Raw genomic sequence first — 15066 nt, forward strand, 5'->3', positions numbered from 1 at the left:
CCGCCCCCTACATGTCTTCTGTATCGAGGGACACACTAACATCTTAGGGGGTGATATGCAGATGACAACGAACAAACGCTCGGAACGAGGTCCCAACCACCCGTCCGAAACCTTGTACGACCAACCCGCAGGCACGATTGCTCACAAAGCCCGTTACGGTGCGAGTGAGCAGAGCAAACAGCCGAATGAAAACGGTGATTTGCCCAATAAACCAGGCGGAAATGTCCGCACTTAACATGTTAGCTCCCCCATTATTCGGGGGAGTTTTTCCTTGGCAATCCACGTTCATCCATCTTCTGTCTTTCTTCCTGAAAGCGGCGAATGTGACGCTCATAGCCGTGATCCTTTGGCTGGTAGAACGAGTAGTTTACACCGTCAGGCAGATACTGTTGAGGTACATACCCATATGGATAGTTATGCGGATACAGATATCCCTGACCGTGTCCCAGCTTCGCAGCTCCCTTGTAAGCAGAATCTCGCAGATGAATCGGCACTTGCTTGTGACCATCTGTTCGGATACGATCCAACGCAGAATTAATTCCGTTGTAAGCAGCATTGCTTTTGGGGGCGGTCGCTAGGTACGTCGTCGCTTGTGCTAAAGGGATACGCCCTTCAGGCATCCCCACCAATTCTACCGCCTGAAAGCAGGACATCGCAACTGTGATCGCTTGCGGGTCAGCATTTCCGATGTCCTCTGAAGCCGAAATAACCAAGCGGCGAGAAATGAACCGCGGATCTTCTCCGGCATCAATCATTCTCGCCAACCAGTAAAGAGCTGCGTCCGGATCAGAACCACGAATGGATTTAATAAAAGCAGAGATCGTGTCATAATGATTGTCCCCACTCTTATCGTAGCGTACTGCCCTGCGCTGAATGGATTCCACAGCGACGTCCAATGTCACCGTAATGCGTCCATCCGCTCCTGGTTGCGTCGTTGTCACCGCCAGTTCCAATGCGTTGAGCAAACGTCTGGCATCCCCTTCTGCGTATTGAACCAAATGCTCTGCCGCTTCCGGTTCTACAGTGACAAATAGCTCCGCCAATCCGTTTTCTTCATCAGTAAGTGCCCGATCCATAACCAGCTTTAATTCCTCATGAGAAAGCGATTGAAGGGAAAATACTTGTGAACGCGACAAAAGCGCCGGATTCACCTCAAAAAAAGGATTCTCCGTCGTAGCGCCGATCAAAATAATCGTGCCTTCCTCCACATAAGGAAGAAGGGCATCCTGTTGTGATTTATTGAAGCGGTGTATCTCGTCTACGAACAAGGTTGTCCGCTGACTGTCCATAACGAGCCGTTCCTTCGCTGCATCTACTACTTTGCGGATATCAGCGACACCGGCCGTAACTGCATTTAACTCGGAGAAATGCGTACGTGTGGTTCGGGCAATGACTTTTGCCAGTGTTGTTTTCCCTGTTCCCGGAGGTCCGTAAAAAATGACAGAGGACACTTGATCTGCTTCAATCGCGCGTCGAAGCAGCTTTCCAGGAGCCAAAATATGCGATTGCCCGATTACATCCTGAATCGTTTGCGGCCGCATCCGTGCAGCCAATGGCTTCTGTTTGCCGCCACCCTGCTGGTCATAGGCAAACGTGAATAAATCATCCATGTTCCACTATCCTTTTACAGGCTGCCACTCCAAAATATCTCTTGCCACTACACTGGCCAAAATTAAACCAGCTACAGAAGGCACGAAAGCATTGCTCGCTGGAGGCATCCGCACTTTACTAATCGGTGAATCCGGGTTAGACACGATCTGTTCGCGTACATCTACACGGACGGTTACGGGAATCTCACGGGAATATACAACTTTTACCCCTTTGTAGATACCGCTTTTCCGCAGCTCACGACGAATGACTTTTGCAATCGGATCATAACTCGTTTGGGAAATATCGGCAACCTCAAAACGGGTCGGGTCCATTTTGTTGGCCGCACCCATGCTAGAAATAATAGGGATATTGCGACGCTTCGCTTCCTTAATCACATGGAGCTTCGCAGACATGGTATCCATCGCATCCACGATGTAATCCAGTTCATGCTCGAACAGCGCATCCGCTGTTTCTTCATTGTAGAACATATGAAGAGTTACGACCTCGCACTCTGGATTGATCGTCGCAATGCGCTCCTTCATAAGCTCAGCCTTTTTTTGACCGACTGTGTTCAGCGTCGCATGGATTTGGCGGTTGATGTTTGTGATGTCTACTACATCCTTATCTACCAAAATGAGCTTGCCTACACCTGTACGCGCCAGTGCTTCCACTGTAAAGGAACCTACTCCGCCAATTCCTAATACAGCAACGCAGCTATTTTTCATTTTTTCCAAACCTTCGGGACCGAAGGCCAATTCACAACGAGAAAATTGATGAAGCATATTTCGTGTCACCTTTCATTCGCAAGCTGGATTATAGTCAATCGGAAAAGTAGGATTGAAATAGAAAAAAGGAGCCCCATTATGTCGTGTTACTCCTTAGTTTTGAACCTGCTCATCGCAGGTGGGTGTCTTGCCGAACTGTTACAGACGTCCACTCTAAGGAGGCATGCCTTTACAATCACGGACGAAAAACTCCCTAAACAAACTTTGTGGCTCAAAACTATCGGATGTCACGAGCATCGCAGGGCTTTCATCATAGTATTACCAATGTATCAAAGAGCAATGCAGTTGCGCAAGTCGATTACGCTTCCACCTTTTCTTCTTCTGTGACAATTGTTGCAATGGACAGCTCTTTCAATTGTTTTCCGTCTACGACATCTGGAGCATTTACCATCAGGTCGCTCGCACTTGCTGTTTTCGGGAATGCGATGACTTCACGCAGGTTGGTGCGTCCAGCCAAGAGCATGATCAAACGGTCCAAGCCAAGAGCGATTCCACCGTGTGGAGGTGTACCGTACTCAAATGCATCCATGAGGAAACCGAATTGTTTCCGCGCCTCTTCTGGTGTAAAGCCAAGTGTGGTAAACATTTTTTCTTGGACTTCGCGCTTGAAGATCCGCATGGAACCTCCGCCGAGCTCGTATCCGTTGAGAACCATGTCGTACGCTTGTGCGCGCATTTGACCTGGATCGGTCTCGAACAGGTGCAGGTCTTCGTCTTTTGGACGCGTGAACGGATGGTGCAGGGCAACATAACGTTTTGCATCCTCATCCCACTCAACCAGCGGGAAGTCTACTACCCACAGGAATGCGAACTGGCTTTGGTCAATCAGACCAAGTTCCGCACCCAGTTTGGAACGAAGGGCACCCAGTGCATCTGCTACTACTTTTGGTTTGTCAGCAACGAACAGGAGCAGGTCGCCTTCTTCTACCGCCAAGCGTGCTTTCATCTCGTTAAGCTCTTCTTCTTTAAAGAATTTCGCAATTGGCCCTTTGACCTCTCCGTCTTTGAAGCCGATCCAAGCCAAGCCTTTCGCGCCATAACGGGAAGCGAATTTGCCCAGGTCGTCTGCTTCTTTTCGGGAGTAGTGCCCGCAACCTTTTGCGTTGATCGCTTTTACTTGTCCGCCGCCAGCTACTGCTGCTGCAAACACCTTGAAGTCGCTTGTGGCAACCAGATCGGATACGTCTGTCAGCTCCATGCCGAAGCGTACGTCTGGTTTGTCAGAACCGTAACGCGCCATGGCATCCGCATACGTGAGACGAGGGAATGGAGTCGGTACGTCTACCCCAACCGTTTGCTTGAATACGTGAGCGACCATCTTTTCCATCATTGGCAGGATTTCTTCCATAGACAGGAAAGAGGTTTCAATGTCCACTTGGGTAAATTCAGGCTGACGGTCAGCACGCAGGTCTTCGTCACGGAAGCAACGAGCGATTTGGTAATAGCGCTCCAAACCGGATACCATCAAAAGCTGTTTGAACAGCTGTGGCGATTGCGGCAGTGCGTAGAACTCGCCTGGGTGTACACGGGAAGGCACGAGGTAGTCACGTGCGCCCTCAGGCGTGCTCTTCTGGAGAATTGGTGTTTCGATTTCCAGGAAGTTGTTCTCATCCAGGTAGTCACGGAAAGCTTTTGCTGCTTTGCTACGCAAAAGCAGGGAGCGCTGCATTTCTGGACGGCGCAGGTCGAGGTAGCGGTATTTTAGACGAACTTGTTCATCTACATCGATCTCATCTTCAATCAGGAACGGAGGCGTTTTTGCATCGTTCAGGATTTCAATTTCGGAGATGTGCACTTCTACTTCGCCTGTTTTCAGCTTTGGATTGACTGCTTCTGGTGCACGGTTTACTACTTTCCCTTTTACAACCAGTACGTATTCGCTGCGAACCTTGTCAGCCGCTTCCCAAGCTTCTTTGTTGTACTCCGGGTTGAATACGATTTGGACGATGCCAGTGCGGTCACGGAAGTCGATGAAGATGACGCCTCCGAGGTCGCGACGCTTTTGTACCCATCCGTTCAGTACGACTTCCTGCCCAACGTGTGCTGTTGTTACTTCTCCACCATGTACGGTGCGATATTGCCAAGACATGATCATTTCCCCCAACGATTTGTTTTATTGATTTGCTTTTGCAGCGAGTACCGCAACGAGTTCCTCGCGTTTCACTTCTTGTTGTTCACCTGTTGCCATTTCCTTTAGAACAACCGTGCCGTTCGTTAATTCAGACTCACCAATGATCGCCGTAAAACGTGCCTGTAGACGATCTGCTTGCTTCAGCTGTGCTTTCATTTTCCGATCTAGATAATCCAGCTCAGCCGCAATCCCTGCTTGGCGCAATTGGTCGACGAGGACGAAAGCTGTTGTTTTCGCTTCTGGTGTCTGCACCACTACGAAGCAGTCGATGCCACCTGAAATCGGCAGTTGAACACCTTGCTTTTCCAGAGCCAACAGCAGACGCTCGATACTGAGTGCGAAGCCAATGCCCGGCATATCATCGCCGCCCAGTTCTGCAACCAGTCCGTTGTAGCGCCCACCGCCACAAAGTGTTTCTACCGCACCGATCTCCGCCATTTTGATTTCAAATGCGGTCAATGTGTAGTAGTCCAAGCCGCGAACCAAACGCGGATTTACATGAAACGGAATATCCAGCGCGGTCAGGTAGTTTTGTACGGCTTCGAAGTGTGCCGCGGACTCTTCACTCAAGTAGTCCAAAATGGACGGTGCGTCCATCGTCAGTCTTTTGCATGTTTCATTTTTGCAATCGAGTACGCGCAGCGGGTTGCGATCGATACGAGACTGGCAATCCTCGCATAGCTCAGAGCGAACGCCGTTCAAATGTGCGAGCAAATGCTCACGGTGACGTGCCCGGTCTTCGACTGTACCTACGCTGTTCAACTCCACAGAAAGTCCGGTCAATCCGAGCTCCTGATACAGACGAATCGCAAGGCCAATGACTTCTGCATCGATTGCTGGATCGCTTGAACCGATCGCTTCTGCACCGAATTGGACGAATTGGCGATAGCGGCCTGCTTGCGGACGCTCGTGACGGAACATCGGTCCTAAGTAGTACAGCTTGGTAGGCTGATTAGGCACACCGTACAGCTTGTTTTCCACGTAGGAGCGAACAACACCCGCCGTCCCTTCTGGACGCAGCGTGAGAGCATCTGTACTGCGCGGATTAGCTACACTGTACATTTCTTTTTCCACGATATCCGTGGTCTCGCCTACACCCCGTTGGAACAACTCTGTGCTCTCAAACAGCGGCGTACGAATTTCCGCGTAATTGGAGCGGCGACACAGATCGCGGGCCTTGGCCTCCACGTAGTGCCACAGCTCTACAGTACCAGGCATGATATCCTGCGTACCGCGTGGGATCTGGATTCTTGTCATTCCTCTCGAACCTCCATGTCTTTTCAAAAACTCGGGCTAAAGCCAAACCTTCAGGATCAAGGAACCTTTCTTTATGAACAAATAAAAAAGCCCCTCGTCTCCTGACATTTAGCAAATCGCCGCATGTCAGGGACGAGAGACTGGTTATACTCCCGTGGTGCCACCCTGTTTGAATAGCCCTATATCTCAAAAGGCTATCCCACTTATTAGCCGTTAACGCCGGCACACGCCTGCCAGTTACTGGGGAAAGAGGTTTCTTTTCTTTCTACCGTTCACTGCGGTCTTCAGGGATGTCATTCACCAAGCCGTTATACGAAAGCACTCTCAGCCACGGCGCTTTCTCTCTGGGCATCCGGTTCCTGGATACTTGTTCCCGTCATCAGATCATTTCTTATTCAATAAAAAAGCTTAATGTGAATCATAGCAAACCCGCCAACAGCCGTCAACAGGCGCTCAAATAAAACTTTTTTTATTATGAACAAGTATATCCATCACTTACTTGCCAGATACCTGTCCAGCCGTTCTCGCACCCGAATAGATTTCATCCAAATCACGGAGCTTGTTTTCAACCAGAACCTTGTACGTGTCATTGTACGTTTTCGGGTCCTTGGGATTCGGAAAACGCGTCAGCTTGCCACTTCCTGGAGCCATCAGCTTGGAGACCGCCCCACAGCCGAGACCAAGGATAGTTTGTACCTCTTCCATGATCATGATGTTGTAGATGCTTTCCTGCCCTGGCTTGGCATACCCGACATTCTCCAGATTTCCCAAAATGTTTTTCTGACGATATAAATAGTATGGGTCATAACCGTTCGCTGCTGTCCAATCGGAAGCCATCTCCATCATCTTACTAATTTCTTCGCGACTGGCGACCTTATAGCGGTCTTTGTTTTGCGTCATCTCAGATGCTCTCTTGAAAGACAGCGTATGCACCGTCAGCGAGGCAGGCATTAGTTTTTCTACCTCTTGGAGACTGTGTGCCAGCTCGGATACACCTTCGTTTGGCAGCCCGATGATCAGGTCCATATTAATATTTGTCAAACCCATCTCCATAGCCAGATGGTATTTCTCAATCGTCTCTTCGACGGTGTGGTGACGTCCGATTGCCTGGAGCGTCTCCTGCGTAAACGACTGTGGATTAATGCTGATCCGATCCACTTCCCACCGCTTCATAACATCGAGCTTTTCGCGTGTAATCGTGTCGGGTCTTCCCGCCTCAACCGTCAACTCACGCACATCTCCCATGTGTGGAAACGAACGATGCATCGTCTCAAACAGCTGATTCATGTCATCTGCGGTAATACTCGTAGGGGTTCCTCCGCCGAAATAAATGGACGTGATCCGTTGGTCATTCGCCCGAAGCCACTCCCCCATCCGCTCCATCTCGTAATGGAGGCCTTCGAGAAACGGATTAACCGAAGCCGTATGACTGCGAATCGCGTAAGCAGGAAACGTACAGTACGCACATTTCGTCGGACAAAATGGGATACCGATATAGACCGATAGCTCGCGGTCAATCTGATACAAATCAGGCACGACGTTCAGCTGCTTGTCTACGATTTCTTGCAAAAGCTTTAGCTTGTATGGACGCAAAATCACATCCTGCTGCAATTTCTTGTGTGCTTCCTGTCTGTCTACACCAGCGGCGTTCAACTGATGCAATAGTTTCGTCGGGCGTATCCCGGTCAAAATTCCCCAGCCTTGCTCCATGCCCGTGTATTCTTCCAGCATCAATAACAACGCATAGCAAAGAGCTTGCTTGGCCGTCTTTTTCATCGCTTTCTCATCACGTGCTACGTAGTCTCGCTCCACCTGATGGGAGATGCTTCGCTTGCCATCGTATAACTCTCCCGAAGCTACGACTCCATTTTCACGCACGGTCAATGCCAGCTTGATTTTCAAATCAGCCTCATCTGTCCACTCGGGCACAAAAGTGAGCGCTGGATCTTCATAAAATAACGCGAGAATTAAGGAGAGTTCCCGCTCGAATGCGTGTCCCTCACATATCATCTGTATCATGGAGTTCACCTGCTTTTTTCAAAAATGCCACTCCTCATCATAGCCGACGAGAATTACTCGGGTCAACTAGACAAGTTGTGGCATCGTGTGCAAGGTGACAAAAACGGTTATTTCCGTTTCTGCCGGGGGTGTTGGATATCCCGTAAGCCCGGATGAAAATCTTGGGCCATTTCCGCATTTTGTAGTGACGTTTCTTTCTCTAAATCGTCTTGAAAATCAACAGACAAAAACTGCCGATTCAATCCTTGCGCGAATGTTTCCTTCTTTGACTGTCTCACGATAAATTCCTCCTGAAAAGCTACGTGCGCTAGCATCTAGTAAAATCTAGTATTGCCTTGCCAGCTGAAAAGCAATCAGGGAACCCATGCAGAACCTTGTCGTATTTTGCAGGAAAAAGCAGGAGAAATAGCGAAGTGATTATTTTGGTAAAAACATGCAAGATCAAGATCGCATTGAATTCAAAAAGCTACGTATTTCGGAAAGGATGTCTATTGTGTTTGTTCGTCAAAAGATCCTGATGAGTCTCCTGACTGTCGTCTGTGCCATTTCCCTCCCCGTTTCTGCAGCCTGGGCCGCCGGTTCTGTTCAGGTCACCGTGGACAAGCTCAATGTCCGTTCAGGTCCCAGCCTCCAAGACGCTATCGTCACTTCACTGCCGAACAAAACTGTGCTGCCCGTCATCTCCACCAAAAATGACTGGATTCAAGTAAAGCTTCCGAACGGTCAAAGCGGTTGGGTAGCGAACTGGCTCGTCAGCACACAGCAACAACAACAGAAACCAGCAACTGTATCTACCAAGCAAGTGGAGAGCACCACAACCAATCTCAATGTTCGTTCTGGACCAGGTCAAACATATGCAGTCGTACAAACCATCAATCCAGGAACACGCTACCCCATCGTGCAAACGAGTGGCGAATGGCTCCAAATTCAACTCAACGCAGGAACAAAAGGCTGGGTCGCAAACTGGCTTGTAAAAGAAGTAGGTACGGGACAAGCAGTTTCTCCTCCCTCTACAGGTAGTACGCCTCCAACGACCAATCCAGCGGGCACTGGCTCACAACCGAAGCCTCCTGCACTACAAGGAACCAGCCTAACCTTGGATTTCGCTCCGTATGTATACGCCACGCCAGATGCCAGTACACCTGCAATCGGTCAACTACATGCGGGCGAGAAAATCACGGTCTTGAACAGACAAAATGGTTGGATTCAATTCCCTTACGATGGAGTCAATGCTTGGCTCTCCACCGATCAAACCAACCCGAACACAGGTCAGCCGACCCTGCCTGAAAATGGAAATGGGGACACGCAACCTCAGACTGGACAACCGTCCTCTTCAAGTCAAACCGCCACAGTAAAAACCGACGGATTGAATCTGCGCAGTGAACCGAACACAAGCAGTGCCATTCAAACTACATTTCCCGTCGGAAGCAAGCTGACCGTTTTGGAAAAACAAGGAGACTGGTACCGCATCAAAGCGGCGGACGGAAAAACTGGCTGGGTGGCAGGCCAGCACATTACGGTGGACCAACCAAGCATGCCTACTCCGAGTGGCCCATATGTGACGGTCATGAATCCAGATACCAATGTGCGTTCTGGTCCGAGTACCGATCACGCTGTTATCAAACAGGTACAGCCTGGCGAGAAATATGGGATTGCCAATAAATCAGGCGAGTGGTTCCAAGTAAACTTCCCTGACGGCTCCACAGGCTACATTGCAGGTTGGCTCGTTTCTGCTAACGGTGCGCAAGCAGTGGTACGCAGTAATGATCTTGTCGGCAAAGTCATCGTCGTCGATGCTGGACATGGTGGCACAGATGGTGGTTCGACTGGCTCCAGCTTCTCTACTTTAGAGAAAACGGTCAATCTGCAAGTTTCTCTGCTCCTACGTAACAAGTTGGAAGCAGCAGGTGCCAAAGTCATCATGACGCGAGCTGATGATCGCAAACTGACCCTGCAACAGCGCGTCGATATCGCGATTCAAAATCAGGCTGATATTTTTGTCAGCGTCCATCATAATACGCATCCAAACTCTGCAACGAATGGCTCGATTATTTTCTACTACAGCCAAGGTAACTCTAGCAAGCTCGCCTCCCTCGTTCAAACAGAACTGGTGAAAGCCACGAGCTACAAGGACATGAATTATCGATACGGAGACTATTTCGTTCTACGCGAAAACCCGGTGCCATCCATTTTGGCCGAGATCTCCTTCTTATCCAACTACAACGATGAGATTCGCGCACGTTCCGAGAAACAGCAGGATCTTGCCGCAGAAGGTCTGTTCAAAGGGATTGTCCAGTACTTTAATACTCAAAGCAATCAGGGAGGCTGATCCCTCTCTTACAAAATCCCCCATCGAAAGAAGCTGGCTCTAGCTCTCTCGTTTGGGGGTTTCTTTTATGGCGCATCTGATCACATCAAGGCAAGACAGGACAGGCAGGAATTCCCAAAGGATTTGCGAATATCATAAGCATCGAAAGGAGTGATGACGGATGAAAAACAATCACACTATCAGTAATCGAACGGTATGGACGCAGGTGATCACAAGTTAACCTTTGAAAATGGAGTGATTTCTATTAAAACCATGTTTGAGTACAATTGGATAGTTCGTGAAGAATGGCTGAAATGGTGTGAGGACGTTCCGATAGAAGAATTGCTTCGTCCGCGCATCGGAGGTGTCGGGGGGATTTTGCATACCCTGTTCCATGTCATTGATGTAGAGTGGAGCTGGATTCAAGTCATGCTGGGAAGGCCTGATTTTCAAGAAAGCTTCAACCTTTACAACCGGTTGGAAAAGGTTTGTGAGCTGGAGGCGACTTTTCGCCCGGATGTGCTTCAATTTTTGCGCAATTGGGATGAAAGCATGGAAACAAGAGCCTTTCAGGACACGAAGCCAGACGGCAGCATCGCTACGTACACATGGGGTGAAATTATGCGGCACATGATCGCTCATGAAATCCACCATGTCGGACAGCTATCGATATGGGCACGAGAAATCGGGAAAAAGCCGATTTCTGCAAATCTAATCGGCAAAAATCTGATCCTCCCAACAGCCAATTACATTCACTGACTCGATTTCGTACTGAAACGACAAAAACGATTGCCGAACGCAATCGTTTTTTGTTTTTGACTTCGCTATTTCGTTATATGGATGAATAAGCAGGACGTTTTTCCCACGGCTCAACCTGACCGACGATTATTTGTTTTTCAGTTGTTTGCAGAGCGTCAATCACCCCAGCCGCAATTTCATCATTCGTCAGCCAGCGTGAATGCTCACCTGCACACGTAAAACCGAGGATGACCCGTCGATATATACAAACTTCTGATGTAGGCTTTGTCGGTGAATTTTTCCAAGCACCGCTCCCACACACATGTAGCAATTGCCAGCTCTTCTCTGGACGCGACAGTTCTTCTACGATCACAGAGAGTGCATGCGGTGCAGTCGAATGAATCCACGCGACAACCACATCCATTGGCCCTCTCTTCTCTACGAGCTCGGCCATAGACTGACGCAAGCTGTCTGTCTGCTGATAGTCTTGAGACAGCAAATGAATCGACTCTGGATGAATGGAACCGTCTCTGATACGACTTAATTTTATTGGATCACGCCCAAGCACCGTTACTTGATAACCTTGGCGAGCCAGCCATCGGGAAACCTCTGTAAGCATGCCACTCGCACCGATCACCAATGCTTCTTGCGCCATGTTTTCATCCCCTTGGTTGTGTTTAGGATTCCACAATCAATGTGACAGGGCCATCATTTAACAGACGCACGTCCATCATTGCACCAAAGCGTCCCGTTTCCACCTGGAGCCCTTTTTCCCGCAGCTTGATGTTAAACAGCTCGTACAGTGGTTCAGCTTGCTCTGGTCGTGCGGCAGCCATAAAATTGGGTCTTCTGCCCTTTCTACAATCGCCATACAGTGTAAATTGTGATACGGACAAAATTTGACCACCCTTGTCTAAAACAGAGAAGTTCATTTTGCCTTCCTCGTCTTCAAAAATACGCAAGTTCGCAATTTTGTCTGCGACAAATTCTACTTCTTTTTCTGTGTCTTCATGTGTAATTCCTACCAGCAGCATTAAGCCGTGATCAATTTGTCCGACAATCTCTCCTGCTACGGTCACACTCGCTTCTCTCGTTCTTTGTACGACAACTCTCACACTGATTCATCCTTTCCCTTCGCTAAACAAGAACACCTAATCCACGAGGGATCAGGTGCTCAGTATCCGGCGAACCGAATAAATATCTTTGATGCGCTTAATGCGCTCTACTACTTTCAACAGATGATCCACATTGCTAATCGAGATGGTCATATGAATCGTTGCCACTCGATTTTTATCGGACTTGCCACTGACAGCCGCAATATTCGTCTTTGTTTCAGCCACAACCTGCAATACATCGTTTAACAGTCCGCTCCGATCATTGCCCGTGATCTCGATCTCTACATGGAAATTATGCTTGAAATCGGTATCCCATTCGACATCAATCAGACGTTCAGTACATTCGTCAGTCAGTACGTTCGGACAGTCCAGTCGATGCACCGATACCCCACGACCTCTCGTGATGAAACCGATAATCTGGTCGCCTGGGACAGGTGTACAGCAACGAGAAATACGGACGAGCAAATTATCCAAGCCACGGACTTTCACGCCAGACTCACTCTTGACAGAGCGATTTGCTGGATTCGGTTTGACCTCAGGAATGGTTGGGTTTTGTTCTTCGCGCTCCCGACGGAGTTTGTCTAGGAGACGAGTCGCAATTTGCGATGCCGTAATGCCGCCATAGCCGACTGCGGCAAACATGTCTTCCGCCCCTTGGAAATTAAACCGGGCTGCCGCTTCCTTCAGGTTCACTTCCGTCATCGCTTCTTTTATGTCAAAGCTGCGCGACTTGATCTCCGCTTCCACCATTTGCTGACCTTTGGCGACGTTCTCTTCCCGCTTCTCTTTTTTAAACCACTGCTTAATTTTATTGCGAGCATGCGCGGATTTGGCCATCTTTAGCCAGTCCTGACTAGGACCGTAGGAATGCTTGGACGTCAGGATTTCGACGATATCGCCTGTTTTCATCGCATAGTCTAGCGGCACAATCTTGCCGTTCACCTTGGCGCCAATCGTTCTGTTTCCTACCGCAGAGTGAATCCGATAGGAGAAGTCTAGCGGGACAGAGCCTTTTGGCAACTCGACTACATCGCCTTTTGGCGTGAAGACGAAAACCGTATCGGAGAAAAGATCCTGCTTGAGACTCTCCATGAACTCTTGCGCGTTCGGAGCTTCTTCCGACCCACCTTCGATAATCTCCCGCAGACTGCCCAGCTTCTCTGCAAAAGATCCTTGCACGATGCTTTTGCCTTCCTTGTACGCCCAGTGAGCCGCGATCCCGATCTCTGCTGTCTGGTGCATATCCCACGTGCGGATTTGCACTTCCAATGGCTCACCTTTTGGCCCAATCACTGTGGTATGAAGCGATTGGTACATGTTCGTCTTTGGCATGGCAATGTAATCTTTGAATCGGCCTGGCATCGGCTTCCACAGGGTATGCACGATACCGAGAACCGCATAGCAGTCGCGGATGTCATTCACGATGATTCGCAACGCAAGCAGATCATAAATCTCGTTGAACTGCTTGTTTTGTCTCGTCATCTTTTTAAAGATGCTGTAGATATGCTTCGGACGTCCCGAAATTTCTGCCTCGATGTTTAACTCGCCCAGCTTTTCTCTGATCGTATCCGATGCTTCATTCAGGTAGGTTTCACGCTCCACCCGTTTCTTTTGCATCAAATTCACAATCCGATAGTACTGTTGCGGATTCAAATACCGAAGCGCCGTATCTTCCAGTTCCCATTTGACGGAAGCGATCCCCAAACGATGAGCGAGTGGCGCAAAGATTTCCAGCGTTTCATCAGAAATCTCGCGTTGCTTCTCCTCCGACATGTGCCGAAGTGTCCTCATGTTGTGCAGACGGTCTGCCAGCTTGATCATGATGACGCGGATGTCCTGAGCCATAGCAACTAGCATCTTGCGGTGGTTTTCGGCGAGCTGCTCTTCTTTGGACTTGTATTTAATTTTTTCCAGCTTGGTCACTCCATCTACCAGGAGAGCTACATCCGGTCCGAACTGCTCACGGAGATGATCAAGCGTAATCTCGGTATCTTCCACGACATCATGCAAAAATCCAGCCGCAATCGTAACGGCATCCATGTGCAGGTTTGCAAGAATACCCGCCACGGCGATTGGGTGCATAATGTAAGGAACGCCTGATTTGCGTATTTGCCCTTCATGCGCTTTTTCTGCTAGCTGATAGGCACGTGTAATCAGGTCCATATCCGTTTGTGATAAATATGTGCTTGCTTTTTTTACTATCTCATCAATGCCGGTAATCATAGTTCCCTTCCCTTATCCTCTCAGTAAAATAACCTCGATCGAGGCCTTCTCACGGAGGAGCGACCGCATTATAGCGGAAAGTTTCACCGAAGTATTGCCGGAAGCAGACGCTGGGGCACTTCGTGATGCGCTCCGGAAAGTTTAAGCCTGGACGCATTTCGCACTGTGAAGCACTTGAACTTTCCTATACGTCTAGAAAACTTGGGCGTTGCCAAGTCTTTTGGCGCAGGCGAAGGCTTACTTGCACGTATCATGTCTGTCTATTTCATACTATTATCTTGTATGTCGTTCGTCTTGTAAAGCTGAATTCCCCTGTAAAGTATGTACAGCCGCAGAAAAAAGAAAAAAACGGGCATTTCACCCGTTTTTCCTTGTTGCATCAATTAATATTGAACGAGCGATTTGATAGGAATTTCACCTATTTTGCTACGTCCATCCAAGTAGGACAGTTCGATGAAGAAGGCAGCTCCTACTACTTTGCCACCGAGTTGCTCAATCAAATTGATTGTTGTCTCAATGGTTCCACCTGTCGCCAGCAAATCATCTGCGATCAGAACACGCTGACCTGGCTGGATAGCGTCCACGTGTACAGCCAGCGCATCTTTTCCATACTCCAGGTCGTAATTCGCCTTGATGGATTCATATGGCAGCTTGCCAGACTTGCGGATCGGTACAAAGCCAATTCCCATTTCGTACGACAATGGCGCACCTACTACGAATCCACGAGCTTCTGGACCCGCAATTACGTCTGCTTGTACTTCACGAGCGAAGACAGCCAAGTCTTGGATCGCAGCTTTGTAAGCAGGGCCATCCTTCAAGAGAGTAGTGATGTCCTTAAAACGGATACCTGGCTGTGGAAAATCTGGGATAACACGAATGTATTGTTTAAAATCCATGAAA

At 49.0% G+C, this 15066-nt stretch carries 13 protein-coding genes and 1 other RNA gene; 3 read left to right on the top strand and 11 right to left on the bottom strand.

What is annotated here, in order from left to right; all coding sequences use genetic code 11:
• Positions 1–61 precede the first annotated feature (61 nt).
• Positions 62–235, top strand: coding sequence for a hypothetical protein (locus tag HP570_RS06470; RefSeq protein ID WP_016739245.1), 174 nt, complete (start codon positions 62–64; stop codon positions 233–235).
• A 16-nt stretch (positions 236–251) separates the two neighbouring features.
• Here the strand turns inward: HP570_RS06470 and HP570_RS06475 are convergent, their stop codons facing one another.
• From HP570_RS06475 to HP570_RS06505, 7 genes are all read right to left on the bottom strand, one after another.
• Positions 252–1610, bottom strand: coding sequence for a replication-associated recombination protein A (locus tag HP570_RS06475; RefSeq protein ID WP_173604921.1), 1359 nt, complete (start codon positions 1608–1610; stop codon positions 252–254).
• Positions 1611–1616: 6 nt separating this feature from the next.
• On the bottom strand, positions 1617–2372 hold the full coding sequence (locus HP570_RS06480) for a tRNA threonylcarbamoyladenosine dehydratase (RefSeq protein WP_064200784.1): 756 nt from the start codon (positions 2370–2372) through the stop codon (positions 1617–1619).
• A 69-nt stretch (positions 2373–2441) separates the two neighbouring features.
• A non-coding RNA gene (gene ssrS, locus HP570_RS06485) (6S RNA) lies at positions 2442–2623 on the bottom strand.
• A gap of 50 nt (positions 2624–2673) precedes the next feature.
• Complete coding sequence (gene aspS / locus HP570_RS06490) at positions 2674–4464, bottom strand: aspartate--tRNA ligase (RefSeq protein WP_173604922.1); 1791 nt, start codon at positions 4462–4464, stop codon at positions 2674–2676.
• Between the two features lie 24 nt (positions 4465–4488).
• Positions 4489–5763: a histidine--tRNA ligase gene (gene hisS, locus HP570_RS06495; RefSeq protein ID WP_012685604.1), complete on the bottom strand. Its 1275-nt coding sequence runs from the start codon at positions 5761–5763 to the stop codon at positions 4489–4491.
• A 495-nt stretch (positions 5764–6258) separates the two neighbouring features.
• Positions 6259–7782 (bottom strand): coproporphyrinogen III oxidase, encoded by a 1524-nt coding sequence (locus HP570_RS06500; protein ID WP_173625237.1) that lies wholly within the window; start codon positions 7780–7782, stop codon positions 6259–6261.
• 107 nt (positions 7783–7889) lie between these two features.
• Positions 7890–8060: a hypothetical protein gene (locus HP570_RS06505; protein ID WP_012685602.1), complete on the bottom strand. Its 171-nt coding sequence runs from the start codon at positions 8058–8060 to the stop codon at positions 7890–7892.
• A gap of 206 nt (positions 8061–8266) precedes the next feature.
• On the opposite strand from HP570_RS06505, the gene HP570_RS06510 reads away from it, so the two are divergent.
• Both HP570_RS06510 and HP570_RS06515 read left to right on the top strand, forming a co-directional pair.
• Positions 8267–10111: an N-acetylmuramoyl-L-alanine amidase family protein gene (locus HP570_RS06510; protein ID WP_217366026.1), complete on the top strand. Its 1845-nt coding sequence runs from the start codon at positions 8267–8269 to the stop codon at positions 10109–10111.
• Between the two features lie 195 nt (positions 10112–10306).
• Positions 10307–10849, top strand: coding sequence for a DinB family protein (locus HP570_RS06515; RefSeq protein ID WP_202890437.1), 543 nt, complete (start codon positions 10307–10309; stop codon positions 10847–10849).
• Positions 10850–10922: 73 nt separating this feature from the next.
• Here HP570_RS06515 and HP570_RS06520 read toward each other — a convergent pair whose 3' ends face one another.
• The 4 genes from HP570_RS06520 to HP570_RS06535 form a co-directional block, all read right to left on the bottom strand.
• Complete coding sequence (locus HP570_RS06520) at positions 10923–11483, bottom strand: short-chain dehydrogenase (RefSeq protein WP_173604925.1); 561 nt, start codon at positions 11481–11483, stop codon at positions 10923–10925.
• A 22-nt stretch (positions 11484–11505) separates the two neighbouring features.
• A complete protein-coding gene (gene dtd, locus HP570_RS06525; RefSeq protein WP_173604926.1) occupies positions 11506–11943 on the bottom strand; it encodes a D-aminoacyl-tRNA deacylase in 438 nt (145 codons plus the stop codon).
• A 51-nt stretch (positions 11944–11994) separates the two neighbouring features.
• A complete protein-coding gene (locus HP570_RS06530; protein ID WP_173625239.1) occupies positions 11995–14166 on the bottom strand; it encodes a RelA/SpoT family protein in 2172 nt (723 codons plus the stop codon).
• Positions 14167–14549: 383 nt separating this feature from the next.
• Complete coding sequence (locus HP570_RS06535; protein ID WP_012685596.1) at positions 14550–15062, bottom strand: adenine phosphoribosyltransferase; 513 nt, start codon at positions 15060–15062, stop codon at positions 14550–14552.
• Positions 15063–15066 lie beyond the last annotated feature (4 nt).

Origin of the sequence: Brevibacillus sp. RS1.1 (genome assembly GCF_013284365.1) — a bacterium.
GTDB lineage: Bacteria > Bacillota > Bacilli > Brevibacillales > Brevibacillaceae > Brevibacillus > Brevibacillus brevis_D.